The organism is Acidovorax sp. 1608163, assembly GCF_003669015.1.
Classification (GTDB): domain Bacteria; phylum Pseudomonadota; class Gammaproteobacteria; order Burkholderiales; family Burkholderiaceae_C; genus Acidovorax.
On record NZ_CP033069.1, the window covers coordinates 4,096,388 to 4,120,258 of the forward strand.

22 protein-coding genes are annotated in these 23,871 nt (G+C 64.6%); 11 read left to right on the forward strand and 11 right to left on the reverse strand.

Annotation, left to right across the window (positions count from 1 at the left end):
- Positions 1-22 precede the first annotated feature (22 nt).
- From hslV to EAG14_RS18205, 5 genes are all read right to left on the reverse strand, one after another.
- Positions 23-586 carry an ATP-dependent protease subunit HslV gene (hslV, locus tag EAG14_RS18185; protein ID WP_099657909.1) on the reverse strand — a complete coding sequence of 188 codons (564 nt, stop codon included), beginning with the start codon at positions 584-586 and terminating at the stop codon, positions 23-25.
- A gap of 48 nt (positions 587-634) precedes the next feature.
- Positions 635-2,392 (reverse strand): hypothetical protein, encoded by a 1,758-nt coding sequence (locus EAG14_RS18190; RefSeq protein WP_121729713.1) that lies wholly within the window; start codon positions 2,390-2,392, stop codon positions 635-637.
- A gap of 109 nt (positions 2,393-2,501) precedes the next feature.
- Positions 2,502-3,278: an RNA polymerase-binding protein DksA gene (gene dksA, locus EAG14_RS18195; protein ID WP_099743080.1), complete on the reverse strand. Its 777-nt coding sequence runs from the start codon at positions 3,276-3,278 to the stop codon at positions 2,502-2,504.
- A 191-nt stretch (positions 3,279-3,469) separates the two neighbouring features.
- Positions 3,470-4,558: a GTP-binding protein gene (locus EAG14_RS18200; protein ID WP_121730545.1), complete on the reverse strand. Its 1,089-nt coding sequence runs from the start codon at positions 4,556-4,558 to the stop codon at positions 3,470-3,472.
- Between the two features lie 151 nt (positions 4,559-4,709).
- Positions 4,710-5,945, reverse strand: coding sequence for a class I SAM-dependent rRNA methyltransferase (locus EAG14_RS18205; protein WP_121729714.1), 1,236 nt, complete (start codon positions 5,943-5,945; stop codon positions 4,710-4,712).
- Positions 5,946-6,096: 151 nt separating this feature from the next.
- Here EAG14_RS18205 and EAG14_RS18210 point away from each other — a divergent pair, with 151 nt between their 5' ends.
- The 3 genes from EAG14_RS18210 to EAG14_RS18220 all read left to right on the forward strand — a co-directional run bounded on the left by EAG14_RS18210 (position 6,097) and on the right by EAG14_RS18220 (position 8,907).
- Positions 6,097-6,618, forward strand: a complete 522-nt coding sequence (locus EAG14_RS18210) for a chemotaxis protein CheW (protein ID WP_121729715.1) — start codon at positions 6,097-6,099, stop codon at positions 6,616-6,618.
- 92 nt (positions 6,619-6,710) lie between these two features.
- The gene (locus EAG14_RS18215; protein WP_121730546.1) at positions 6,711-8,282 is read left to right on the forward strand and encodes a methyl-accepting chemotaxis protein; all 1,572 of its coding nucleotides are present in this window, start codon (positions 6,711-6,713) and stop codon (positions 8,280-8,282) included.
- A 76-nt stretch (positions 8,283-8,358) separates the two neighbouring features.
- Positions 8,359-8,907, forward strand: coding sequence for a DUF2799 domain-containing protein (locus EAG14_RS18220; RefSeq protein ID WP_121729716.1), 549 nt, complete (start codon positions 8,359-8,361; stop codon positions 8,905-8,907).
- A gap of 18 nt (positions 8,908-8,925) precedes the next feature.
- Here EAG14_RS18220 and lepB read toward each other — a convergent pair whose 3' ends face one another.
- The 4 genes from lepB to dapF all read right to left on the reverse strand — a co-directional run bounded on the left by lepB (position 8,926) and on the right by dapF (position 12,557).
- The gene (lepB, locus tag EAG14_RS18225; protein ID WP_199173476.1) at positions 8,926-9,594 is read right to left on the reverse strand and encodes a signal peptidase I; all 669 of its coding nucleotides are present in this window, start codon (positions 9,592-9,594) and stop codon (positions 8,926-8,928) included.
- A gap of 245 nt (positions 9,595-9,839) precedes the next feature.
- Positions 9,840-10,814 (reverse strand): tyrosine recombinase XerC, encoded by a 975-nt coding sequence (locus EAG14_RS18230; RefSeq protein ID WP_121729717.1) that lies wholly within the window; start codon positions 10,812-10,814, stop codon positions 9,840-9,842.
- Between the two features lie 172 nt (positions 10,815-10,986).
- Complete coding sequence (locus tag EAG14_RS18235; RefSeq protein ID WP_099657902.1) at positions 10,987-11,682, reverse strand: DUF484 family protein; 696 nt, start codon at positions 11,680-11,682, stop codon at positions 10,987-10,989.
- Positions 11,679-12,557 (reverse strand): diaminopimelate epimerase, encoded by an 879-nt coding sequence (gene dapF / locus EAG14_RS18240; RefSeq protein ID WP_099743762.1) that lies wholly within the window; start codon positions 12,555-12,557, stop codon positions 11,679-11,681. The genes EAG14_RS18235 and dapF overlap by 4 nt, the downstream gene beginning before the upstream one ends.
- 131 nt (positions 12,558-12,688) lie before the next feature.
- On the opposite strand from dapF, the gene EAG14_RS18245 reads away from it, so the two are divergent.
- Together EAG14_RS18245 and EAG14_RS22935 are read left to right on the forward strand one after the other, a co-directional pair.
- A complete protein-coding gene (locus EAG14_RS18245; protein WP_121729718.1) occupies positions 12,689-13,405 on the forward strand; it encodes a glutathione S-transferase N-terminal domain-containing protein in 717 nt (238 codons plus the stop codon).
- Between the two features lie 126 nt (positions 13,406-13,531).
- Positions 13,532-13,729 carry a hypothetical protein gene (locus EAG14_RS22935; protein WP_143226048.1) on the forward strand — a complete coding sequence of 66 codons (198 nt, stop codon included), beginning with the start codon at positions 13,532-13,534 and terminating at the stop codon, positions 13,727-13,729.
- A 16-nt stretch (positions 13,730-13,745) separates the two neighbouring features.
- On the opposite strand, the gene EAG14_RS18250 is transcribed toward EAG14_RS22935, so the two are convergent.
- Positions 13,746-14,630, reverse strand: coding sequence for a LysR family transcriptional regulator (locus EAG14_RS18250; RefSeq protein WP_121729719.1), 885 nt, complete (start codon positions 14,628-14,630; stop codon positions 13,746-13,748).
- A gap of 137 nt (positions 14,631-14,767) precedes the next feature.
- Here EAG14_RS18250 and EAG14_RS18255 point away from each other — a divergent pair, with 137 nt between their 5' ends.
- Positions 14,768-15,970: an MFS transporter gene (locus tag EAG14_RS18255; protein ID WP_121729720.1), complete on the forward strand. Its 1,203-nt coding sequence runs from the start codon at positions 14,768-14,770 to the stop codon at positions 15,968-15,970.
- 155 nt (positions 15,971-16,125) lie between these two features.
- On the opposite strand, the gene EAG14_RS18260 is transcribed toward EAG14_RS18255, so the two are convergent.
- On the reverse strand, positions 16,126-17,142 hold the full coding sequence (locus EAG14_RS18260; protein WP_371414372.1) for a Bug family tripartite tricarboxylate transporter substrate binding protein: 1,017 nt from the start codon (positions 17,140-17,142) through the stop codon (positions 16,126-16,128).
- 194 nt (positions 17,143-17,336) lie between these two features.
- Between EAG14_RS18260 and EAG14_RS18265 the strand changes: the two genes are divergently transcribed.
- The 5 genes from EAG14_RS18265 (at position 17,337) to EAG14_RS18285 (ending at position 23,584) form a co-directional block, all read left to right on the forward strand.
- On the forward strand, positions 17,337-19,016 hold the full coding sequence (locus EAG14_RS18265) for an MBL fold metallo-hydrolase (protein ID WP_121730547.1): 1,680 nt from the start codon (positions 17,337-17,339) through the stop codon (positions 19,014-19,016).
- A gap of 42 nt (positions 19,017-19,058) precedes the next feature.
- Positions 19,059-19,871 carry an rRNA pseudouridine synthase gene (locus EAG14_RS18270; RefSeq protein WP_121729722.1) on the forward strand — a complete coding sequence of 271 codons (813 nt, stop codon included), beginning with the start codon at positions 19,059-19,061 and terminating at the stop codon, positions 19,869-19,871.
- Positions 19,872-20,064: 193 nt separating this feature from the next.
- Positions 20,065-21,333: a YjgN family protein gene (locus tag EAG14_RS18275; protein ID WP_099657895.1), complete on the forward strand. Its 1,269-nt coding sequence runs from the start codon at positions 20,065-20,067 to the stop codon at positions 21,331-21,333.
- A gap of 1 nt (position 21,334) precedes the next feature.
- Complete coding sequence (locus EAG14_RS18280) at positions 21,335-22,585, forward strand: M48 family metallopeptidase (protein ID WP_121729723.1); 1,251 nt, start codon at positions 21,335-21,337, stop codon at positions 22,583-22,585.
- Positions 22,586-22,918: 333 nt separating this feature from the next.
- Entirely contained in the window at positions 22,919-23,584 is a 666-nt protein-coding gene (locus EAG14_RS18285) for a peptidoglycan recognition family protein (RefSeq protein WP_099657893.1), read from the forward strand.
- Positions 23,585-23,871: the final 287 nt, after the last annotated feature.

Consider the following 23,871-nt stretch of genomic DNA (forward strand, 5'->3'; position numbering starts at 1 on the left):
AGCAAACTTACGCCAACACCGCTCAGAGCGTCTCGATGGTGTGGTTCATGTTGGTATAGATGCAGAGTTCGCCCGCAATTTCGAGCGACTTCTTCACGATCTCCTGCGCGGACAGATCGGTGTTGACCAGCAACGCCTTGGCCGCCGAGTGCGCGTAGGCACCGCCCGACCCGATCGCCACGATGCCCTGCTCAGGCTCCAGCACGTCGCCGTTGCCGGTGATGATGAGCGACGCGCTGGCATCGGCCACGGCCAGCATGGCTTCAAGGCGGCGCAGCACGCGGTCAGTGCGCCAGTCTTTGGTCAGCTCGATGGCCGCGCGGGTCAGATGGCCCTGGTGCTTTTCCAGCTTGGCTTCAAAACGCTCAAACAGCGTGAAGGCATCGGCCGTGGCGCCCGCAAAGCCCGCCAGCACTTTGCCGTGGTAGAGCTTGCGCACCTTGCGCGCCGTGCCCTTGACCACGATGTTGCCCAAGGTCACTTGGCCATCGCCGCCGATGGCAACCTGTACGCCCGCTGGGGTTTGCCTGCGGACACTGATGATGGTGGTCCCGTGGAACACGGGGGATTCGCTGGATGACGTCATAGCCCCGAACGTGGGGCCTGCCGCTGCAATTGCAAGCGGCCCCCAAGCTCAGTTCTTGCGCGGGATGACCCAGGCGTGTTCGTTGATGCCGATCACGTTGAAAAACACGGCGATGAGCCGGTGCAGGTTCTGGAAATGCACCACATAGCCCTTGGCCTGCTGGTCGGCCGCCCAGTTGAGCACCGAACCTGCCGCGGCAAAGTCGATGCGCATGAGCTTGTCACAGGCAATGGGCAGTGGCACCCCGGGGCGCAGCATGGCCTCCAAAGGTTCCAGCAGCGGCGTAGCGTCGCCATCGATGATGCCGCTGAGCGTGGCCACCGGCCCTGTCTCCAAAGGCGCCGGCATCGACAGGTCACCAAAGTCAGAGGCGAGCATGTCCCGCTCGTTCGCGGGTGAGGGCTCTGGGGAAGCCTGGGTATCGTCGTCTGAGTAGCCGCACTTGGGAAACACCCAGGACGGGGGTGACACTTCATAGGTCACGCAGTAGTCCAAGGCCACCAGTTCGAACTCATCGGGGCGGCCCATGAGCCGCAAGGCCGACATGCGCAGGCGCCACCACTCTGGCCCCGACGCACGATCGCCCGATTGGGTCATGATTTCCATGAGGGTGTTGAACTTGTCCACACCCGAGAACACGAACTGCCCTTGTTTGTCTGCCCAGCGGGTGAACAAATCGGCCAGCAACGGCACTGCCGCATCGTCCACCCCCGAAATGCGCGACCAAGACAGCGTCCACGGCGAGGCCGAGCGCTCAACCGAAGCCTGCAACGCAGCCACCGAAGACACGGCCAGGCGCTGCGGCGCGTTCCAGCTGAAGTCACGCCGGCCCGGCGCATCGGCCTGCAGCGCAGGGGCCGCAGCCGTCATGCCCAACTGCTCAGGCAGCGAGAACCACAGCGGCGCAGAGCGGCTGTACTGCGCTGCAAAATCAATGGCCAGGTTTTCAAACCGGTCGTGCTGCCCCGTTGCCCGGTACAGGTCAAACAGGGTCATCCACAGATCCAGTTGCTGGTCTGGGTTGTCATTGCGATGTTGTTGCAGAACCTCCAGCAAGCCGGACTCTGCCCCTTCGTTATCACCATTGGCGTAGCGGATGGCCGCTTCTTCAAGGTCGGGTTCGTGCACGAATTTCTCCAGTGCGGCAACGGTCTGCGGGATCACGCCGGGCACCGTGGGGCTGAAAGAAGGCTCAGCCGCCACAGGGGCCGCTTGTAACTTGGCATCGGTGCCGCCGAATTTGCCCATCGCCATGCTGTCGTCCGCAAACAGCGGCGCCACCGGGCTGGGGCTGGGCTGCGCCAGCGGCGCTGCCAGGCTCACCGGAGCAGTGGGGGCGAAGGCGCGGGCGTCGGCCGCTTCTGTGTCGGCGCCCTGTGCGGGGGCTGGCTCAGTCGCCAAAGCCCCTGGAACCGTAGCGCCGCCGTCCGTAGATTGTTTGCTCTTCCACCACTGCTGAGACATTTGCGCCTCGATCTCATCGATCTTCTTGAGCGTGACGGCACGCTCATCGGGCGATGCCATGCTGCTCTGGAAGAACGAGGGGCGGTTGGTGGGGTCTTCGGTGCGATGGCCTTGCAGCACCTCGCGCTGGCGCAACTTGCGCAGCTGATCGAATTCGCGGCGGCGCACAAAGTCGTTGCGCCGCTTGCGCTCAATCATTTCCTTGAGCATCTGCTTGCTGTACTGGCTCTCGCGGTCATCCTGCAGAGAGTCCAGCTCCGTCCACTGGACGGTGGGGTTGCGCACAAACCGCACCATCTTGGACAACAGTCCGCCGGCTGGTGGGGTTTCTTCCTTGCTCATGGTGATTTGGCTGCGGTTGTCCTGAAGGCGTTCAGCATAACGCCTGAGTTGGAGGGTGTGAATGAACCCCGCGTGTCCAAGCGGGCATGGCGGGGGTTTTCACGCAAGCTCAGTCCCCAAACATTTTTTGCTTGAGTTCACGGCGCTGCTGGGCTTCCAGCGACAGCGTGGCCGTAGGGCGGGCGATCAAGCGGCCCACACCAATGGGCTCACCCGTTTCGTCGCAGTAGCCGTAGTCGCCAGCGTCGATGCGGGCGATGGACTGCTCAATCTTCTTGAGCAGCTTGCGTTCGCGGTCGCGGGTGCGCAGCTCCAGCGCGTGTTCTTCTTCGATGGTGGCGCGGTCGGCGGGGTCAGGCACCACCACGGTGTCTTCACGCAGGTGCTCGGTGGTTTCACCGGCGCTGTTATGGATGTCTTGCTTGAGCTGCACCAGCTTCAGGCGGAAAAACGCCATCTGCTTGTCGTTCATGTATTCGCTGTCAGGCATGGCCAGCACTTCAGCATCTGTCAGCTCTTGGGCCGTCTTGGCTTTCCAGTTGTTGGCAAGCTTGGGGTCTTTTTTTGCAGCGGTGAAGGTGGGGTGCACTGGCGCGGTCGTGGGCATGGTGTGTTGGTAACTGGCTTTGGCAGCGGTCGATGCCACTGCTTGGGCCATGGATGGTACGGTCAATTGGGCCAAACGCGAAGAAGGCCGGGTGGTGCGCAGAGGCACCTGCGGGTCTGCCGACGCGGGCACCGCCGCAGGCGCCACGGGAGTGGCTGCTGCGACCTTGGAGGAAGCAGCAGCCTTGATGGCCTTGGCTGGTGCCGGGGCAGCAGCGGCCTTGGCCGCGGGTGCAGACGCTTTGGTTGCCGCCTTGGGTTTGCTGGTTTCGGCTTTCACTTCCTGGTCTCCTCGCAATACGGGCAGGCCCCGGCTGCAAGTGCAGCCTGGGACGGATGGCAAGCCTTCCGGGGTTTTACCGGGGCGCGATTGTATCGACCTGCGCCGCTGCAAACGAAAACGTTGCAGATACAACACACCGAGGTCTTTCCCCAAGGGGAAAAGGCGCTCGCCACAGGCTCAAGCCTGGCTCACACCAGGCTCTGGTCCAGCCCCTGGCGGAAGATGTCCTGCGGCAGATCGATGCCGATGAACACCATCTTGCTCAACCGGGCTTCGCCCTCGGCCCACTGCGGCCCCAGGTCGCTGCCCATAAGCTGGTGCACACCCTGGAAGATCACCTTACGCTCAGTGCCCTTCATATTCAAGACCCCTTTGTAGCGCAGCATGCGCGGGCCATAAATGTTGACGATGGCACCCAGGAAGTCTTCGAGCTTGGCGGGGTCAAACGGGCGATCGGAGCGGTAGACAAAGCTCTTGACGTCGTCATCGTGGTGATGGTGGTGGCCATGGCCATGGCCGTGCTGGTGCGAGGGGTGGTTGCACGCCTCGCCGGGAGCATGGTCGTGGTGCTCATGCCCCTCATGCGCATGGTCATGGTCGCCGTGGCTGTGGTCGTCCTCTTCTTTGAGAAAGTCAGGGTCGATGTCCAGCTTGGCATTGAGATTGAAGCCCCGCAGGTCCAGCACCTCCTTGATCGGCACCTCGCCAAAATGCACCGCCTTGATGGGCGCACGCGGGTTCATGTGCTTGAGGCGATGCGTCAGCGCGTCCACGTCCTGGGCGCTCACTAGGTCGGTCTTGGACAGGAAAATCTGGTCGGCAAAGCCCACCTGGCGGCGTGCCTCCTGGCGGTCGTTGAGCTGCTGCGCCGCGTGCTTGGCATCCACCAGGGTGATGATGGAGTCGATCAGGTAGGTCTCGGCAATCTCTTCGTCCATAAAGAACGTTTGTGCCACGGGGCCAGGGTCGGCCAGGCCGGTGGTCTCGATCACGATGCGCTCAAAGTCCAGCAAGCCCTTGCGCTTCTTGGCGGCCAGCAGTTGCAGGGTTTCGCGCAGGTCTTCGCGAATGGTGCAGCAGATGCAGCCGTTGCTCATCTGCACGATCTGCTCTTTCGAGTCAGTCACCAGGATGTCGTTGTCGATGTTTTCTTCGCCAAACTCGTTTTCGATCACTGCGATCTTCTGGCCATGGGCCTCGCTCAAGACACGCTTGAGCAAGGTGGTTTTACCCGAGCCCAAAAAGCCCGTGAGGATGGTGACTGGAATGAGTGCCATGGGAATCTCTTTCAAATGAAATAGGGCGGGGGCGAAAGCCACCGCCCGTTGGGCAACCGAGCCCGCAGATCGGGTTGAAACCGGTTTTTTCCAGTGTATCGATCGTGTCAAGCCCCCCGGCGCAAAAAAAGTGCACTGGGAGTGCGCAGCCTCAGCCCTTGCGCATCACCACCAGGCCCTTGAGGTATTCCCCTTCAGGAAACTCCAATGTCATCGGGTGGTCAGGTGCGCCCCCCAGGCGTTCGGTGATGTAGCCATCCACGCCCGCATCGGCCCCGGCGGAGGCCACGATCTTGTGGAACAGATCGGCACCGATACCGCCCGAGCAGGAGAAAGTGAACAACACGCCGCCCGGCTCCAGTAGCTGCAGCGCCAGGCGGTTGATGTCTTTGTAGGCCCGGGCCGCCCGTTCGGCGTGCGCCGCAGTGGGCGCAAACTTGGGCGGGTCCAGCACGATGGCGTCAAAGCGCACACCGTCTTTCAAAAACTGGCGCAGCGATGCGTTCACATCGGCATCCATGAACCGGGCCTGCGCCACGTCAAAGCCATTGAGCAGCACATGGGCGCGGGCCCGCTCCAGCGCGGGGCCGGATGAATCGATGGAAGTCACCTCGCCACCGCCCTGCCCGCCCGCCTGCTCGGCCGCCCGCATGCCCGCCAGCGCGGCCACGCTGAAGCCGCCGGTGTAGCAAAAGCAGTTCAGCACCTTGCGCAGGTTCAAGCGCTGCACACAGTCGGCAAAGCGCTTGCGGCTGTCGCGCTGGTCCAGGTAAAAGCCGGTTTTGTGGCCCTCGGCAATGTTCAGCGTCAGGCGCCAGTCGTGCTCGTGGATGGTCAGCTCCAGCGGCGGCTCGGGCTGCCCAGCCGCAAGCCCACCCCGCAGCCAGCCTGTGGCAGGCTCTAGCCCCTCCAGTTGGCGCACGTTGGCGTCCGATCGCTCATAGAGCTTGCTCAGCCCCGTGGCCTGCAACAAGGCATCGGCCAGCACCGCCTTCCAGCGCTCGGTGCCCGCACTGGTGAACTGGGCCACCAGCGTGTCGCCGTAGCGGTCCACGATCAGGCCTGGCAACCCATCGGACTCACCGTGCACCAGCCGCACGCCATCGCTTTTCACATCAAATCGTGCTCTAGCGCTGATAGAACGAGCGCAAGCAGCTATGAAAAAAGAAGCATCAATGCGCTGCGTCTCGTCAAAGCTCCACACCCGCGCTCGGATGCGCGAGTTGGGGCTGAACGCCGCCCAGCCCAAAAATTGCCCCTCGTGCGACTCCACGCGCACCGTCTCGCCACTGTCGCCACCGCCTTTGGCGATGGCGGAGTCAAATATCCACGGGTGGCGGCGCTGCAGCGAGCGCTCCTTGCCTTGCTTGAGTCGGATCGTTTTCATCCCTGGATTGTGCAGGCAGCCATCCCCTGCACAAAACGCCCACCCCCTAGCGGATGAGCTCACGTTGAAATAAAAATTGCCAAAATTGACACGCAACTATCTGATTGATAAAATTTGATTCACATTTTTATCATTTAAGCCGGAGCATCCGATGATCAACGCCGCAACCGCCACGCCCTCCTCCTTCTCAGCGTCCTCCAGTGGCACCGGGGCGCTGACCCAGATTCGGGAATTCCTGGCTTTCAAGATTGCCAACGAGGAATACGGCGTGGACATCCTGCGGGTGCAGGAAATCCGCTCGTACGAAAAGCCCACCACCATTGCCAACGCGCCCGAGCACCTCAAGGGCGTGGTGAACCTGCGCGGCGTGATCGTTCCCATCATCGACCTGCGCATCAAGCTGGGCGTGAGCGAAGTGCAATACAACCACCTCACCGTCGTGATCGTGCTGAACATCGGCCAGCGCGTGATCGGCGTGGTGGTGGACGGCGTCTCGGACGTGCTGACGCTGGAGCCCTCGCAACTGCGCCCCGTGCCCGCACTCGACTCGAACTTCGACCCAGAACACCTGCTGGCCATTGGGTCGGTGGACGACCGCATGCTCATCTTGCTGGACATCGAGAAATTTCTGCAGGACTCGGTGATGGCCGCGCAAGGCGAATCGCTGCAGTGATACCACGGCCCGGAGCCAAGCCCAAACAACGGCATGGCCTCCAACTTGCTTGACTCGACTGACCCCTTAGCCCCTTGGAAAAAGGCACTGCCATGAACCTCGATAACATCCGAATTTCGACCCGTCTGGCCTTGCTGCTTGCAGCGCTGTGCCTTTTGACTGCGGTGATCGGCACCGCGGGCCTGCTGGGCATGCAACGGGCCAATCAGGGGCTCGACACGGTCTACCAAGACCGCGTTGTCCCGCTCAAACAAATCAAACTGGTGTCCGATGCCTACGCGATCAACATCGTCGACACCGCCCATAAGGTGCGCGATGGCGCGATGACACCAGTGCAAGGCTTGCAGTCTGTGGCCCAGGCGCGCAAGGACATTCAGGAGCAATGGAGCGCCTACCTTGCGACAGAGTTGGTTGCGCAAGAAGTGCAGTTGGTGGCGAAATTCAGGAGCCTGCAATCGACCGCAGACACAGCGGTGGCCAACCTGGAGAAGATTTTGAAATCGGCGGACATGACCGCGCTGACCGCGTATGCCGCCAAAGAGATGTATCCGGCCCTGGACCCCTTGCAGGACGTTCTGGGCAAGCTGGTGCAAGTGCAACTGGACATTGCCAAAACAGAATATGATCAATCAGATGCGCTCTATCAGAGCATGGCCTTTGGCCTGATCGCTTCGCTGTTCATCAGCATTGCGCTCGCCCTGGTATTTGGGTACCTGGTCATTCGCTCCATCGCCCAGCCGCTGCGCCGCGCCATTGCCTTCTCTGACGCAATCGCCCAGGGCGACCTGACCCAGCACATCGAAGCGCGGGGCACCAACGAGACGGCACAGTTGCTGCACGGCTTCAAGAGCATGCAAAGCTCCCTGGTGACACTGGTGAGCGCCGTGCACCACGGCGCAGCCAGCGTGTCCGCGGCCTCTGGCGAAATTGCACAGGGCAACGACGATCTCTCAGCGCGCACCGAGCGGCAGGCCAGCGCCCTGGAGGAAACAGCGGCATCAATGGAAGAGCTGAACTCCACCGTCCGCATGAACGCAGACAACTCGCGCCAGGCCAACCAGATGGCGCAAAGTGCATCGGCAGTGGCAGTCCAGGGGGGTGACGTGGTGGCCGAGGTCGTTAAAACGATGAAGGGCATCAACGAGAGCAGCAAGAAGATCAGCGACATCATTGGGGTTATCGATTCCATTGCCTTCCAGACCAACATCCTGGCCTTGAATGCAGCGGTGGAAGCCGCCCGCGCGGGGGAACAAGGGCGCGGCTTTGCCGTGGTGGCGAGTGAAGTCCGCAACCTGGCGGGGCGATCCGCAGAAGCTGCCCGCGAAATCAAAAGCCTGATCGGCACCAGCGTGGAGCGCGTGGAGGCTGGCACAGCGCTGGTAGACCGTGCCGGTCAAACCATGGGCGAGGTGGTGGGCGCGATCAAAAGGGTCACCGACATCGTGGGCGAGATCAGCGCTGCCAGTTCCGAACAGAGCCAGGGTGTGGACCAGGTCAATGAAGCCGTCACCCAGATGGACCAGGCCACCCAGCAAAACGCGGCCCTGGTCGAACAAATGGCCGCAGCCGCCGCGGGGCTCAATGCCCAGGCACGGGGCCTGGTGGAGACGGTGTCGAGCTTCAAGCTCCCCAGCGCAAACCACGCCCTGATCGGGGCGCACTGAACAGAAGGCGGGGCGCACAGCCCCGCGCGCCAAATTTCACTGGCGGGCAGATAAGGTGGTCGATAGGATTTTGACCATGAAAAAAATCCTACCGACCCTCGCCGCCAGTGCGGTCGCCGCCGCGCTGGCGGGCTGCACCAGCATGACCCCCGAGCAATGCAAAGTGGCCGACTGGTACCAGGTGGGGCTGGAGGACGGCAGCCACGGCGAGCCCCCGCGCAGCCAGCTGGCCGACTACGCCAAAGACTGCGCCGAAGTGGGCGTGCGCCCCGATGCCGAGCGCTACAGGGCGGGCTGGGAAGCGGGGATTCCGCGCTTTTGCACGCCTTACAGCGGCTGGCGTGAAGGCACCCAAGGCAACACCAGCAAACAAGACGCCTGCCGCGGGCGCCCGGGCGAAGGGGCCTTTGCCATGGCTTTGGGCTCGGGGCTGCAGGTGCACCGCACCCAGCAATCACTCAACAGCAACGACAGCGAGATTCGGCGGCTGGAAAAGCGTTTGCAGGACAAAAACCTGAGCGACAAACAGCGCGGCGAGACCCGTGACCGCCTGCGCTACCTGGACTTTGAACAATCGCGCCTGCGCCGCCTGCTGGCCGACCAAGAACGCATGGCACCGCGCTGAGCACAGCCGCGCAGTGCGCTACAACGGCAGGCCAATGCGCTGCAGCCGGGGCGCCCAATGCCCCAGGATGTCTGCCGACACCAGCACGCGGCGTGCCTGCCCAATCAGCAGGTGGCGCGGGACCAGGCCGATGTAGCGTGAATCCACGCTGTCGTCTCGGTTATCGCCCAGCATGAGGTATTGGCCTGCAGGCACCTCAATGGCATCAAACGTGCTGCGTGCGGGCACGCCATGCAACCACTGCACGCGCCGCTCGTGCCCGCCCAAGCGCTCCGTCCAGCGCGTGGCCTGCACCGTAGCGCCCACACCCACGGCCTCTTGCACCACCTCGGGTGCGTCGTATTGGGCGGCCTGGCCGTTGATGTAAAGCACCTCGTTGCGCATCTCCACGCGGTCGCCCGGCACAGCGGCAATGCGCTTGATCAGGCGCGTGCCGTCTTGCGGCGACGTAAAGGTCACCACATCGCCACGCTGCGGCTCACCCAGCGGCAGCAGCACCACATCCGTCAGCGGCAGCTTGACGTCATACGCCAGCCGATTCACGAACACCACATCGCCCTCCAGCAACGTCGGCCGCATAGAGCCCGAGGGGATAGGGTTCCAGTCGGCCACTGCGGTGCGAAAGATGCCAAAGCACAACAACAGCACGAGGAACCCACGGTTTGACTTGATCCAGTTCCGCAGCATGTCAACAGCTCCACGGCCCCCACAGCGGGCGCCCCTCTGCTCGGATGCATTGGCTTGCCTCTTGGTTCCCGTGCCTGGGCTATTTGGAAACATCGCTCAACACCGTCCCACGGCCGTCATATCAGAGCCATCAGCCAGGCATATGGGCGCATGGGCAGCAGCGCGCGCGGCCAAACCAGTGCACCCGTGGAACTGGCTCCGCCAGGCCACCAGGTGCGTCCCCTTGGGGGAAGCGGCGCAGCCGCTCAGGGGGATTTCTTTTTGGCCCGGGGATGGGCCGCGTCATACACCTTGGCAAGGTGCTGAAAATCCAGCCGCGTGTACACCTGCGTGGTGGTGATGTTGGCGTGCCCCAGCAGCTCCTGAACCGCCCGCAAGTCGCTGCTGGACTGCAACACATGGCTGGCAAACGAGTGGCGCAGCATGTGCGGGTGCACCGGGGTGGTGAGCCCCGCCAGCTGGCTGCGCTGGCGCAGCCGCAGCCACACGGATTGGGCTGTGAGCCGCTTGCCGCGCTGGCCCACGAACAAGGCCCCATCGAGCCGGGCTGAGGAGGCCACAAACGGCTGCGCCCGCAGGGCCAGCCAGGCCTGCAAGGCCTGCACCGCGGCCCGCCCCACGGGCACGCTGCGGCGCTTGCTGCCTTTGCCAAACACATGGGCTTCGCCCGCCTGCAAATCGACCCAGCCACGGCCTTCGCGCTGGGCTTGCGGGCTGGCCACAGCGTCCAGCCCCACAAGCTCGCCCACACGCAGGCCACAGCCGTACAGCAGCTCAACCATGGCGGCATCGCGCGCTTCCAGCCACGGGTCGGCCCCGGTGTTTTCGTAGTCGGCCAGGCGCACCGCGTCGTCCACGCCCAAGGCCTTGGGCAGCGGCTTGGGGGCTTTGGGTGCCCGCACGTCCTGCACGGGGTTGTGCGCCACCAGCCCCTGGCGCCCCGCCCAGGTGTAAAACCCACGCCAACCCGAGAGGATGAGCGCAATGCCCCGCCCGCTGCGCCCACCGCTGTGCATCTGCGCCACAAACCGGCGGATGTGCGCACTGGTCAGCTGCAGCAGCGGCGTCTTCACCCCCACCGCAAACTGCGCGAGCTTTTCCAGGTCCAGTGTGTACAGCGTGAGCGTGCGCGCCGCCAGCCGCTTTTCCACCCGCACATGCTCCAGGTAGCGCAGAACCTGGGGATCGGTGGGGAGTGATGCGACCACGGCGTCGGACATGAAGCTCTAGCAGAACCTGCGCGCAGACCCCGGCGTGTCCGAGCCCCCACTGGGGCACAGCGTACGCAACCGGCGCGGCCACAGGCCAGTGCCACCGTGGAGCCGGCTTTGCCGGTCCAGGGGTGGCGTCCCCCCCTCGGGGGGGAAGACGCGAAGCGGCTCAGGGGGGGCTTCACTTCAACCGCACCAGCGCCGCGCTGGCCAGCTCCGCAATGCGCGAGAGGAATTCCGTGCCCATGGTGGCATCAAAGCGCTGCGGGTCTTGCGAGCCCAGCACCAGCAGGCCAAACGCAGGGGTGGCGCTGTCGATGGCGCCTTCGCGCAGCGGCAGCAAGGCCAGGGACTGGGCGGGCTCACCGCCCGCGTCCTGCGCCAGCCACCCCGCAGGCTCAAAGCCCAGGTTGGGGCCGCAAAACGGCATGGTCAGCGACGAGGCAAACGCCCGTGCGTCCTCGCTGGCGCCTTGGGTGAAGTCGGCGTCGATGTACGGGCCTGCCACCGTCCAGACACGCACCGTGGCCTGGGGCACATCGAACAGGGTGCGGATGCCGCTGACCACCGCCTCGGGCAGGTCAAACGGGTCCTTCACGCGCAGCAAGGCGCTGGTCCACTGGTGCACCTTGGTGGCAATGGCGGTGTTGTCGTTGCTGTTGCGCACCATGTCCATGATGCGGTGCTCCAGCCCCTTGATCTTCTCGCGCAGCATCTCGGCCTGGCGCTCTTGCAGGCTCACGGCGCGCTGGCCGTGGGGGCTGGTGATCTGCACGCTGGCCAACACTTCGGCATGGCGTTCAAAGAAGCCAGGCGTGTTGGTCAGGAAGTTGGCGATGTCTTCTTCGGTGATCGGGGGGATGTGGGTGCTGCTCATAGGGTGTCAGGAATATCGATCTGGCCTTCGAACACGGTGGTGGCCGGGCCCGTCATGTAAAGGGTGTCCGTCTCCTGGCCGCTCCAGGCGATGGTGAGGCGGCCGCCGCGCATGTCCACATGCACTTCGTTGTCGAGCAGCCCCAGGCGAATGCCCGCGGCCACGGCCGCGCAGGCGCCGGTGCCGCAGGCCAGCGTCTCGCCCGTGCCACGCTCAAACACGCGCAGGCGCACATGGGTGCGGCTCACCACCTGCAAAAAGCCCGCGTTCACGCGCTGCGGAAAGCGCACATGCCGCTCGACCAGCGGGCCCCAGATGGCCACGGGGGCGGTGTCCACATCATCGACCAGCTGCACCGCATGCGGATTGCCCATGGACACAACCGCTACCAAAACAGTAGCTGGTTGCGCTGGTACATCAAGCGCTAGAGGCCATTTTTGCCCTGAACCTTGCGCCACCGGCTGCAGGCCAGCAGTGTCAAAGGGCACGCGGGCGGGCTCCAGCACCGGGCGGCCCATGTCCACGGTGACGCGGCCATCGGGCGTGAGGCGGGGGGCGATGACGCCGCTGAGCGTTTGCACGCGGATGGTGTCCTTGTCCGTCAGGCCCTTGTCGCGCACATAGCGGGCAAAGCAGCGCGAGCCATTGCCGCACTGCTCCACCTCGCCGCCGTCGGCGTTGTGGATCACGTATTCAAAGTCGATGCCCTCTGCGGGCGAGGGCCGCACGGTGAGGATTTGATCGGCCCCCACGCCAAAGTGGCGGTCGGCCAGGTAGCGGTATTGCGTGGCCGTGAGCCCCAGTCGGCCCTGGGTTTCGTCCAGCACGACAAAGTCGTTGCCAGCGCCCTGCATTTTGGTAAAGCGAATCTGCATCTGCGGATTATCGTCGCTGCCCGCCAGCACTGCAGCAGGCCATCAAGGTCACAAAACCCTGATGGCGCAACGATGTGTACGGCGGTTTAGGCTGGCGGGTGTTTCAACCGTTCACACCCCCAAGGAGCACCATGCCCGACCACGCCAGCGCCCTGTCTCGCTTCCCCATCACCCGCAAGTGGCCCGCCCAGCACCCTGACCGCCTGCAGCTGTACTCGCTGCCCACGCCCAACGGCGTGAAGGTGTCCATCGCCCTGGAAGAGCTGGGTCTGCCGTACGAAGCGCACCTGGTGAGCTTCGAGACCAATGACCAGATGTCACCCGAGTTCCTGTCGCTGAACCCGAACAACAAAATCCCCGCCATCCTCGACCCGAACGGCCCCAGCGGCCAGCCCCTGGCGCTGTTCGAGTCCGGCGCCATCCTTGTGTACCTGGCCGAAAAGACGGGCCAGCTGCTGCCCGCCGACGCCGCCGGACGCTACGACACCCTGCAGTGGGTCATGTTCCAGATGGGCGGCGTGGGCCCTATGTTTGGGCAGCTCGGGTTCTTCCACAAGTTTGCGGGCAAGGACTACGAAGACAAGCGCCCACGCGACCGCTACGTGAACGAATCCAGGCGCCTGCTGGGCGTGCTCAACCAGCGCATGGCCGCTCGCCAGTGGATCATGGGCGACACCTACACCATCGCCGACATCGCGATATGGCCCTGGGTGCGCAACCTGGTGGGCTTTTACGAAGCGGGCGAACTGGTGGGGTTTGACGCCTTCCCCGAAGTACAGCGCGTGCTGGCCGCCTTCGTCGCGCGTCCAGCGGTGGTCAAGGGGCTGAACGTTCCGCCCCGGGGCTGAGCACCTGTCTGCAACCGCCCAAGGGCCGCAGTTTCTGGCGCGCCTTTGATCTCGATCATGCCCGCGCCGTGACCAGCATCAATACCAGCGCCTACCATCAAACCCACATAACAAAGGGAGTGCCCCATGGGTTTAACGGTCGAAGTTTTGAATGATCTGGAGGCACGCAACCTCCAGGCCGCAGCCCAGGCGGCCTTGGTGGAAAACAACGCCATTGCGTTGATTGAGCTGCTGGAAATGCTGTGGAGCTGCGACCTGGAAGGCGCCAACACGGTGATCGACGCCGTGCTGCAGCGCCTGCAGCAATTGCGCGCGCTGCGTTGATGGCTCAGCGGGGGCCTCAGCCCATGCGCTCCTGCAAGAAGTCGAGAAAACACGCGATGCGCGCGGCCAGCTGCGTGTTGCGGTAGTACACCGCGTTGATGGGCTGGCGCACCTCCACCGTGTCGCGCGCCAGCACCTGCACCAGGCGGCCGCCGTCGCGGTCGCCTGCGGTCATGAAGTCCGACAGGCACACCAGCCCCACATGCGAGAGCGCCAGCTGGCGCAGCGTTTCGCCGCTCGACGCGGTGAGGCTGGGCACGATGGGCCACTGGTCCCCATGCGCACTCCGCAGCGGCCATCGGTTGAGCGACTCGGGCTGGTTGAAGCCCAGCAGCGTGTGCCCCGCCAGATCCGCCACGGTCTTGGGCTTGCCCGCGCGCGCCAGGTACTCGGGGCTGGCCAGCACCCGCAGGCGGGTGGTGCACAGGGGGCGCGCGTGCAGGGTCGAGTCCTGCAGCTGGCCGATGCGGATCGCCACGTCGGTGCGCCGCTCCAGCAGGTCGATATAACCCTCGTCCGTGTCGAGCTCCAGTGTGATCTGCGGGTAGGCACTGCGAAACTCCGGCACCAGCGGCACGACCGCATGCAGCATGAACGGCGTGGCCGCATTCACGCGCAGCCGCCCCGCGGGCTGCTGGCGGCGCGCGGCCATGTGCTCTTCGGCGTCTTCGATGGACGCGAGGATGGCGCGCGTTCGCTGCAGGAGGGCCTGGCCCTCCTCCGTCAGCTCTATGCGGCGGGTGGTGCGTCGCAGCAGCGTGGTGTCGAGCTTTTTCTCCAGCCGCGCCAGCGCCCGGCTGATGCCCGAGACCGTCTGGTCCTGGCGGTCGGCGGCGGCGGTGATGGAACCGCCGTCCACTACGGCGACAAAGGCCTGCAGCTCTTCGAGCGTGCTTTTCATGGAATGCGCCTCGGTTCAGACAACCCGCAATTATTGATTCGGCGGCAAGTATCTTCTGCCGATCACCGTCTTTTTCTGCAAAGGACAAGCGCCCACACTCCAGGCATTCACCCATTGCCTACCAGGAGTGTTCTTCCATGCCCATTGCCTTGCTCGCGCTGACGCTCAGCGCATTCGCCATCGGCACGACCGAGTTCGTGATCGTGGGCCTGCTACCCACCGTGGCAGCCGACTTGGCGATCAGCATCCCGTCTGCGGGCCTGCTGGTCAGCCTGTACGCCCTGGGCGTGGCGGTGGGCGCGCCCGTGCTCACCGCGCTCACCGGCCGCGTGCCGCGCAAGGCGCTGCTGCTGTCGCTGATGGCGCTGTTCACCGCCGGCAACCTGCTGGCCTGGCAGGCCCCGAGCTACGAGACGCTGGTGGCCGCGCGCATCCTCACCGGCCTGGCGCACGGCGTGTTCTTCTCGATCGGCTCGACCATCACCACAGGCCTCGTGCCGCGCGAGAAGGCTGCCAGCGCCATCGCCATCATGTTCACCGGCCTCACCGTGGCGCTGGTCACCGGCGTGCCGCTGGGCACCTTCATCGGCCAGCATTTCGGCTGGCGCGAGACCTTCCTGTCCGTGGCGGCGCTGGGCGTGGTGGCCTTCATCGGCAGCGCGCGGTTCGTGCCGCGCGGCATTGCGCACACGCCGCCCGCGTCACTGCTGCAGCAGGCCCGCGTGCTGGCCGAGCCCCGTCTGCTGCTGGTGTACGCCAAGACGGCCGTCGGCTATGGCGGCACCTTCATCCCCTTTACTTTTCTCGCGCCCATCCTCACGGACATCTCGGGCTTCAGCGCGGGCGCCGTGGGCTGGGTGATGCTGGTGTACGGCGTGTCGGTGGCCGTGGGCAACCTCTGGGGCGGCCGCCTGGCCGACCGGCTGGGGCCCATCCCGGCGCTGCGCATCATCTTTGCGCTGCTGGCTGCGGTGTTGTTGTTGCTGCAGTTCACGGCGCCACACCCCTGGCTGGCGCTGGCCACCGTGCTGCTGTGGGGCGCCGTGGCGTTCGGCAATGTGCCGGGGTTGCAGGTCTATGTGGTCAAGCAGGCGGAGCGCTTCACGCCGCAGGCTGTGGATGTGGCGTCGGGGTTGAACATTGCGGCGTTCAATCTGGGGATTGCGGGGGCGGCGTGGGGCGGGGGGTTGATCGTGACGCATCTGGGGTTGATGCATACGCCGTGGATTGGGGCGGTGGTGGTGTTGGTGTCGCTGGGGTTGACGCATTACAGCGGGGTGCTGGACACGCGCAGTGGGATACCGGTGCGGGGTGGTGGGGCGGTGGCTGTGGGGCATTGACGACCGACCTCACCACGCCCACGGTCAGGCCCCTTTGCAGGCCTTGCGACCCAAGCGAAACCAGCGCCCTGCAACTTCTCGCTTTACAGCCCCGCCCCTTCCGGGCGCCCCCTGCGCAATTCGCCGCACCATGCGCCCCTGCGGCTTCGGGCGGCCTACTCGATGGAGATATTGGCCGCCTTCACCACCTCGGCCCACTTCAGGCGGTTGGCGTGCACGGTGGCCTTGAACTGCTCGAGGGACTCCACGCGCACGGCATTGCCTGCAGATTCCAGCCGTGCCTTGACCTCGGGGGTTTCCAGCACGGTGCGCAAGGCGCTGTTCAAACGCCCGACCACGCGGGCGTCGGTGCCCTTGGGGGCAAACACGCCAAACCAGATGGAGCTGTCAAACCCCTTGGTGCCGGGCACGCCGCTGTCGGCAATGGTGGGCACCTCGCTCACGGCGGGCACGCGCTGGGCGGTGGTCACCCCCAGCAAGCGCACCTTGCCTGCCTTGTAGTGGGCCAGGGCGGTTTGCACCTGGTTCATGATGCAGCAGGTCTCGCCGCGCAGCACCGAGGTGATGGCTTCTGGCCCCCCTTTGTACGGCACGTGCAGCATGTCCAGCCCCGTGCGGGCATTGAATTCGGCAAACGCCATGTGCGTGCCTGCGCCGTGGCCGGTGGAGGCAAAGGCGTATTTACCGGGGTTCGCCTTCACCAGCTCCACAAACTCACGGATGTTTTTGGCGGGCACCACATCGGGGTTCACCATCAGCACATTCGACACGTCGATGATGGGCGCCACGGGCACAAAGTCGGTCTCCACATCAAAGGACAGCTTTTTGTACAGCGCCGCGTTGCTGCCATGGGTAGCGGCCGTGCCAAACACCAGCGTGTACCCATCGGGCTTGGCGCGGGCGACGTATTCACTCGCAATGTTGCCCGCCGCGCCGCTCTTGTAATCGATCACCACCGGCTGGCCCAGCAGCTTGGCCAGAGGCTCCTGGATGGCGCGGCCCACCACGTCAATGCCCGAGCCCGCAGGGAAGCCCATGATGAGCGTGACGGGCTGGGTGGGCCAATCGGCCTTGGCAGGCGCCTGGGCGTGCAGTGCAGGTGACAACAGGGCCAGCGACCAGAGGGCTGCAGCCCCACAGAGCGTGCGGCGGGCAGTGGATGAGAGAGACATAGAGAGCACCATTTCCGGGCAAAAGAGACAAGCGGGCCATTGTCGAATTTCACTCAGACGCAGGGCGCTTGTGTTTATTGCCAAAACATCTCAATGCCACCTCCATGCGCCACCCTTGCCGCACGGCCAAAGGGCTCGCCACCACACTCGCCAACGATCCAGGGCCACGCAGCCCAAGTGCCGATAATGGCCCCATGCCCCGCACCAGCCAACACCTGCATCCCCACCGCGAACCCGTGCGCCCCCTGCATGCCGCCACCGTGCTGCTGCTGCGCGATGCGTCACCCGGCGGCGACCTGGAAGTCCTGATGACCCGCCGCTCTGGCAAGGCCAGCTTTGCACCCGGGGCCTATGTGTTTCCGGGCGGGGGCATCGACCCACTGGATGCGCAATCGCACACCGCCGCCGACCGCCGCCCCACGCAAAGCGACGAGCACCTGACCCAGGCCATCGCCGCCATCCGCGAGAGCTTTGAAGAGCTGGGCGTATTGCTGGCCCGCCATGCCGACGGCCCCCGCAAAGGCCAGATGGCCGATGCGCAAGACATTGCCGCGCTGGACCGCCACGCCCCGTTTGCCGCGCAGTGCGCCGCGCGCGGCCTGCGGCTGGCGGCCGACAGCGTGTTCCAGCTGGCCCACTGGACGGCCGACCGTGACCTGCCCAAGCGCTTTGCCGTGCCCTTCCTGGTGGCCCGCATGCCCGAGGGGCAAGAGCCCGTGGCCGACGAGGCCGAGCAGTTTGAGCCCGTGTGGGTGCGCCCGGCCGACGCGCTGGCACGGCACGAGGCGGGGCAGTTCTTCATGATCTTCCCTACGATCCGCACACTGCAACGGCTGGCCCGCTTTGCCAATACCCACGCCGTGCTGGCCGCGCTGGTGCACGAGCAACCGCTGTGGACGAGTTGCCCCCGTGCGGGCTTGCTGGCTGGCAAAGAGGCGCGCTACATGGAGGGCGATGCCCCCTTTGGCGAACTCGCCCTGGTCTGCCCCGACGGCCAGGTGGTGCACCCGCTGGACTGGCAAACCGAGCGCCCGGTGCCGCTGCTCAACAACGTGCAGCGCCTGACCGCCCCCAACTCGGGCGTGATGACCGGGCCCGGCACCAACAGCTACCTGGTGGGCGAGCCGGGCACCGGCTTCATCGCCATCGACCCCGGACCGGCCGACCCGGAGCACCTGGAAAAACTCTGGCGCGCAGCCAGTGGCGATATCCGCATGATCGTGTGCACCCATTCGCACCCCGACCACTCGCCCGGCGCGGCCCCGCTGCAGGCCCTGTGCGAGCGCGCAGGCCGCCGCAAGCCGCCCATCCTGGGCCTGCCATCGGCCCCCACCGCACGGGTGGCCAGCCAGTTCGCGCCCGACAGGCCGCTACAAAATAATGAGCTGCTCACGCTTACTGGACAAGCGCTAGAAGGCCAAATCACCCATACCCTGCAAGTGGTGCACACCCCGGGCCATGCCGCCAACCATGTGTGCCTGCTGCTGGTGGAAGACGGCCTGCTGTTCAGCGGCGACCACATCCTCAACGGCAGCACCACGGTGATTGACCCGCCTGACGGCAACATGGCCGACTATCTCGATTCGCTCGACCGGCTCGATGCCCTGTGCGCCGAGCACGGCGTTGAATTCATCCTGCCCGCCCACGGCTATGTGCTGGACAATGCGCGGGGTGCCATCGCCCACCTGCGCGCCCACCGCCTGGCCCGAGAAGCCAAGGTGCTGGCTGCCATGCAGGCACTGCCCGATGGCACACCCGAAGACTGGGTGCGCCATGCCTACAGCGATGTGCCCCCGCGCATGTGGCCCGTGGCCCAGCGCTCGCTGCTCGCCCATGTCGAGCGCATCCGCACCCTGCCACCGGGCAACCACTGACCGACTTTTGCCCCCTTCACAAGAACAACGAGCCTTGCTTTCATGACCGCACACAACCCTGATCCCACCCACATCCGCCTGGCCAAACGCGTGGCCGAGCAAATCAATTGCTCGCGCAGCACGGCAGAACAGTTCATCGAAGGCGGCTTTGTGAGCGTGGATGGCCAGGTGGAAGAAGCCCCCGGCGCCCGCGTGCGCCCCGACCAGACCGTGGCGGTGGCCCCAGACGCCAGCCTGCTGGAGTTGACCCCCGTGACGCTGCTGCTGCACAAGCCTGCGGGCTATGAAGCGGGCCTGGGCCAAGCGGCGCAAAGCGGGCCCGCACCAGGCGCGCCCGCGCGCAGCAGCACCGGCAGCCGCAGCCAGGGCGCCACGCCCGCCGCAACGCTGCTGGGCAGTGCCTCGCACCTGAGCGAAGACGCCAGCGGCATCCGCGTGCTGCAGCGCCACTTCAAGCAACTCGAGTGCTTTACCCCCCTGCCCACCGAGGCCAGCGGGCTGGTGGTGTACACGCAAGACAAGCGCATTGCGCGCAAGCTGGCCGAAGACATCGAATCGCTGGAGCAGGAATGCATCGTCGAAGTGGCTGGCGAGATCGCTGCCAATGGCCTGCAGCGCCTGTGCCACGGACTGTCGTTCAACGGCCGCCCGCTGCCGCCCATCAAGGTGAGCTGGCAAAACGAGACCAAGCTGCGCTTTGCCCTGAAGGGCATCCGCCCTGGGCAGATTCCGGCCATGTGCGAGGCTGTGGGCCTGCGCGTGGTGGCCCTCAAGCGCATCCGCATCGGCCGCGTGCCACTGGCCAAGGTGCCCGAGGGCCAGTGGCGCTACCTGCAGCCGTGGGAGAAGTTCTAAACGCACCGTGCGCCAGCCAGCGATGGGGCGAGACCGAGCCCATGAAACCCGCGCAGGCGCCCCATCGACCAGTCCGAACGCTATTAAATGCATAGCTTTTCGCGCTGATTGAATGCGCGCTAGAGGCCATTTTTTCTGAATATTCGCCCGCCCCCGGCCGCTGCTAAACTGCGCCGACCATAGGAGGGAGCGAATGAACCAGAACCCCAAAGATGCTGCGCAAGAGCAGCCGTCTGTCTTTATGTCTCAGAACATTGAGGCCTACCCGATGGAGTTCACGGGCAGCGGCGGTGAGTACTTCCGCGTCTGGATCGTGAACGTGCTGCTGGGCATCGTCACGCTGGGCTTTTACACACCGTGGGCGCGCCGCCGCACCGCCATGTATTTCTATGGCCACAGCATGGTGGCCAACAGCCCGCTCGAATTCACTGCGCAGCAGCGCAAGATGGTCATGGGTTTTGTGCTGCTGGTGCTCTTGTCCATCGCCTACAAGCTGGCGGCCAACACAGGCCAGGACCTGGCCGTGGCGTTGATGTTGCTGGGCGGCGCAGTGCTGGCCCCCTACATCTGGGCCAGTGCCATGCGCTTTCGCCTGGGCGCTACGCGCTGGCGCGGCCTGCGGCTGCAGTTTTCCGCCAGCTGGAAAGAGGTGTACCTGGCCAGCTGGCCCGTGTTTGCCCTGGCACTGGTGTGGTTTGGCGTGTTCTTTGGCATGCAGATGCTGTCGCCCGAGCTGGCCCAGATGCTGGACGAACCGGCCGTCAAAGGCAGCCCCAAGATTCGCCCGGAATTCACGCCCGCCATGGGCGGCTTGCTGGTGCTGGGCTTGATCCTGTCCATCCTGTGCTTCATCCGGCTGGAATACAACTACAAAAGCCTGCTGGTGCTGCGCGCCCGCCTGGGCGCCGAGCATGGCCGCTGGAAGCCGGTGTACATGGATTTTGTGAAGGTGTGGCTGGCCACGGTGGCCGTGTTCATTCTGTGTGCATTGCTTGTCTGGGCCGTCACGGCAGCGCTGATGGGCGGCTCCATCGCCATGCTGATGATGGGCCAGGGCAGCAAGGGCAACATCCTGTGGATCATCCTGATTGCCATCGTGGGCGTCATCGCATTCTTCTTCCTGCTGCTGCTTGCATCGGCCCCCGCCCGCGCCTACCGCGAGGCCCGCATGTTCCAGCTGCTGTGGAACAACATCGGCGTGAGCCAGATTGCCCGCTTCAAGTGCAACCTGCGCGCAGGCCGCTTTGTGCGCCTGCGCCTCAAAAACATGGTGCTGACGTTGCTGACGCTGGGCTTTTACCGACCCTTTGCGCGGGTCAGCGAATACCGCATGAAGCTGGAATCGGTCACGCTGCACATCAAGGGCGGCGCCGACCAAGTGGCAGGCGCGCTGGTGCGCCAGCAAGAAGGCGGGCTGGGCGATGCCCTGGCCGATGCCGCCGGGCTGGACCTGATCGGCTGACATGGACAAACCCCTGCGTGCGTCCACCCTGCTGGCGGGCCGCTGGTTTGACGGCCTGAGCAGCAAGCCACGCCCCGTCACGGTGGCGGTGCAACCCGGCACCAAGGGCCCCTCGCTGGCGCTGCATCTGCTGTCAGAGCCCGGGGCGCCCGCCGCGGTGTTCACCCACGACCAGGTCGACTGGCCCGAAGCCTGGAGCGAGCGCCGCCCCCAGCCCCGCGTGGTGGTGGACCTGCGCGAGCGCGGCAGCCTGGAAGTGGACGCCGTCACCCAGTGGTACGCGGCCCTGGCCGCCGCTGGCGCCCGCCCCGGCGTGGCCCAGCGCATGCAAACGCGCTGGCCCCTGCTGCTAGGGGTGATGGCTGCCTCGGCCATCGGCCTGGGGCTGTTTTACCGCTATGGCACCCCGTGGGCGGCCACGCAGCTGACACGCTTTGTACCGCTGGGCTGGGAAACCCGCCTGTCTGACAACGTGCTGCAGCGCATGGACGGCGGATACCTCAAACCCAGCAAACTGCCTGCAGAGCGCCAGGCGCAGCTCACGGCACGCTTTGACGCCCTGGTGCAGCAAACCCCAGCCGGGTTGCGGCGCTATCCGGGGTACCAGCCGCAACTGAAGCTGGAGTTCCGCTCGGGCATGCCGGCCAACGCCTTTGCCCTGCCCGGCGGCAAAGTGGTGATGACGGACGACATCGTCAAAGTGGCGGCCGACAAAGGCATCAGCGACGACGCGCTGGTGGGCGTGCTGGCCCACGAAATCGGCCACGTGGTACACCGCCACGGCATGCGCATGGTGGTGGAGCAAGGCGTGCTGAACATGGGCCTGGGGCTGGCGCTGGGCGACGTGTCCGCAGTGGTGTCCACCGGCGCCACAGTGCTGACCGGCCGCGCCTACAGCCGCAACCACGAGCGCGAGGCCGACTGCTATGCCATCGCCCTGATGGGGCACGCAGCCTTGCCCACCGCCCCCATGGGCAAGCTGCTGCTGGCGATTGCACGCGAGGACGAAGCCGAGGACAAAAAGCAAAAGCCCGGTGAAACCACAGCATCGGCCAATCAGAACCCATCCCCCGCGCCCCAACCCGCCGAAGCGGGTAGCGCGCCCGCCAGTGCACCACAGCCTGCCCCCAAGGCCCCGACCCAAGCCAAGGCACAAGCGCATCCGGTGTGGTCTTTGCTGAGCAGCCACCCCGACACCGTGCAACGCGCCACCGAACTGGAGCAAGGGCACGCGCCGCATTGCCCGCGGTAAAGCACGGACTTTAAAGATGGGCTGCCGCGCGTCCTGCGGCCTGCTGTAGCGCCGTCTCGTAGGGGTTATGCTGCCCACCCCCATACAGCACCCGGTGCGCATCGGTAGGCCAGCATCAAACACCTCCCTGCGCTGCTCACCTCTCATTCGTTTAGGAACGTGAATAGGCCAAGCAATAGCGGCGTACCCAATGGCGCGAGAAATGCGGCCCCACAAAACACTGTCAACAGCAGTACAAACGCCCCACTAGTAATCGCACATATAGCCTCACGCGCCCTCAATAGGCACACTGCCACCTGACTTTTGCCCCCATAAACTTCAGGAGGATCACCAATGAACGTGAATGCGCTTACCAGTTCGGGAACAGTGCCGGGGGGCAACGCGGCAAGCGAAGGTTTGATCATCAAAGACGGCTTTATCGCCGATCCGCGCGTGGTGGACAAACGCGTGGCGGCACTGGAACACGGCGCGATGACCAAGGTCGATGCCATCGTCCTGCACCAAACCGACAGCAGCACCATGAACCTAGACCACGCCAAAGCCGATGGAATCGGTGCGCACTTTTACATTGAGAAAGATGGCACCATCTACCAGACTGCACGCCTAGACCAAAGCGTCTACAGCGTCGGCAAAATTCGATCCCGATGCGATGACAGTCAGACCTGCGGCAAAGAAGAACAGACAGCGATCGATACGCTCATGCAATCCCATGCGAGTTACGGCGCTAAAGTCAAAACGCTCAACAACCGTGAGCAGGCCAAGGCCTACCCCGATCGATATCCGACCAACGGTGACTCGGTGGCCATTGAAGTGGTCGGAAAATTCGACTCCAAAACAAAGCTGTTCGAACGCCCCACAGCGGAGCAAACCGAATCACTGCAATGGCTCACTCAAGCACTGAGCCATCACTACCAGCTGGACTTACAAACGGACGTTTACCGTCACTCCGATATCTCTTACAAACAGGCCGATGAGGCTAAGAGTTTGGTGTTTCAATGAGGGCGCTACTGGTCGCCCTCTTGTCTTGTGCGGCCTGTGTATCAGCAATGGCGCAACCACCAAAGCTACACTGGGTACAAAGTTTTGCAGTGAAAGAAAGCGCGCGCAACCACTGTGACGCGCCCCGCTTTAGCGAAGCCGAGTTGAGAGCGTATTTTTTGCGCGAAGCCCAGCGGGTACCTGAAGAAGGTTTCGCGCAACGTGACTGGGCCGGTTGCTATGCAGAAGGCTTCGCGATAGACGCCCGAGGTAGACGCCAGCTACGCTGGCAGCTCGACGTGTTGGGG

What these genes read in the sequence shown, in the direction of transcription:
- EAG14_RS18275 (WP_099657895.1), top strand. Translation starts at nt 20,065, where the DNA reads ATGAACCAGAACCCCAAAGATGCTGCGCAAGAGCAGCCGTCTGTCTTT.
- EAG14_RS18260 (WP_371414372.1), bottom strand. Translation starts at nt 17,142, where the DNA reads ATGTCTCTCTCATCCACTGCCCGCCGCACGCTCTGTGGGGCTGCAGCC.
- EAG14_RS18270 (WP_121729722.1), top strand. Translation starts at nt 19,059, where the DNA reads ATGACCGCACACAACCCTGATCCCACCCACATCCGCCTGGCCAAACGC.
- EAG14_RS18250 (WP_121729719.1), bottom strand. Translation starts at nt 14,630, where the DNA reads ATGAAAAGCACGCTCGAAGAGCTGCAGGCCTTTGTCGCCGTAGTGGAC.
- lepB (WP_199173476.1), bottom strand. Translation starts at nt 9,594, where the DNA reads ATGCTGCGGAACTGGATCAAGTCAAACCGTGGGTTCCTCGTGCTGTTG.
- EAG14_RS18285 (WP_099657893.1), top strand. Translation starts at nt 22,919, where the DNA reads ATGAACGTGAATGCGCTTACCAGTTCGGGAACAGTGCCGGGGGGCAAC.
- EAG14_RS18265 (WP_121730547.1), top strand. Translation starts at nt 17,337, where the DNA reads ATGCCCCGCACCAGCCAACACCTGCATCCCCACCGCGAACCCGTGCGC.
- EAG14_RS22935 (WP_143226048.1), top strand. Translation starts at nt 13,532, where the DNA reads ATGGGTTTAACGGTCGAAGTTTTGAATGATCTGGAGGCACGCAACCTC.
- EAG14_RS18255 (WP_121729720.1), top strand. Translation starts at nt 14,768, where the DNA reads ATGCCCATTGCCTTGCTCGCGCTGACGCTCAGCGCATTCGCCATCGGC.
- EAG14_RS18220 (WP_121729716.1), top strand. Translation starts at nt 8,359, where the DNA reads ATGAAAAAAATCCTACCGACCCTCGCCGCCAGTGCGGTCGCCGCCGCG.
- EAG14_RS18215 (WP_121730546.1), top strand. Translation starts at nt 6,711, where the DNA reads ATGAACCTCGATAACATCCGAATTTCGACCCGTCTGGCCTTGCTGCTT.
- EAG14_RS18280 (WP_121729723.1), top strand. Translation starts at nt 21,335, where the DNA reads ATGGACAAACCCCTGCGTGCGTCCACCCTGCTGGCGGGCCGCTGGTTT.
- EAG14_RS18205 (WP_121729714.1), bottom strand. Translation starts at nt 5,945, where the DNA reads ATGAAAACGATCCGACTCAAGCAAGGCAAGGAGCGCTCGCTGCAGCGC.
- EAG14_RS18190 (WP_121729713.1), bottom strand. Translation starts at nt 2,392, where the DNA reads ATGAGCAAGGAAGAAACCCCACCAGCCGGCGGACTGTTGTCCAAGATG.
- EAG14_RS18235 (WP_099657902.1), bottom strand. Translation starts at nt 11,682, where the DNA reads ATGAGCAGCACCCACATCCCCCCGATCACCGAAGAAGACATCGCCAAC.
- EAG14_RS18200 (WP_121730545.1), bottom strand. Translation starts at nt 4,558, where the DNA reads ATGGCACTCATTCCAGTCACCATCCTCACGGGCTTTTTGGGCTCGGGT.
- EAG14_RS18210 (WP_121729715.1), top strand. Translation starts at nt 6,097, where the DNA reads ATGATCAACGCCGCAACCGCCACGCCCTCCTCCTTCTCAGCGTCCTCC.
- dapF (WP_099743762.1), bottom strand. Translation starts at nt 12,557, where the DNA reads ATGCAGATTCGCTTTACCAAAATGCAGGGCGCTGGCAACGACTTTGTC.
- hslV (WP_099657909.1), bottom strand. Translation starts at nt 586, where the DNA reads ATGACGTCATCCAGCGAATCCCCCGTGTTCCACGGGACCACCATCATC.
- EAG14_RS18230 (WP_121729717.1), bottom strand. Translation starts at nt 10,814, where the DNA reads ATGTCCGACGCCGTGGTCGCATCACTCCCCACCGATCCCCAGGTTCTG.
- EAG14_RS18245 (WP_121729718.1), top strand. Translation starts at nt 12,689, where the DNA reads ATGCCCGACCACGCCAGCGCCCTGTCTCGCTTCCCCATCACCCGCAAG.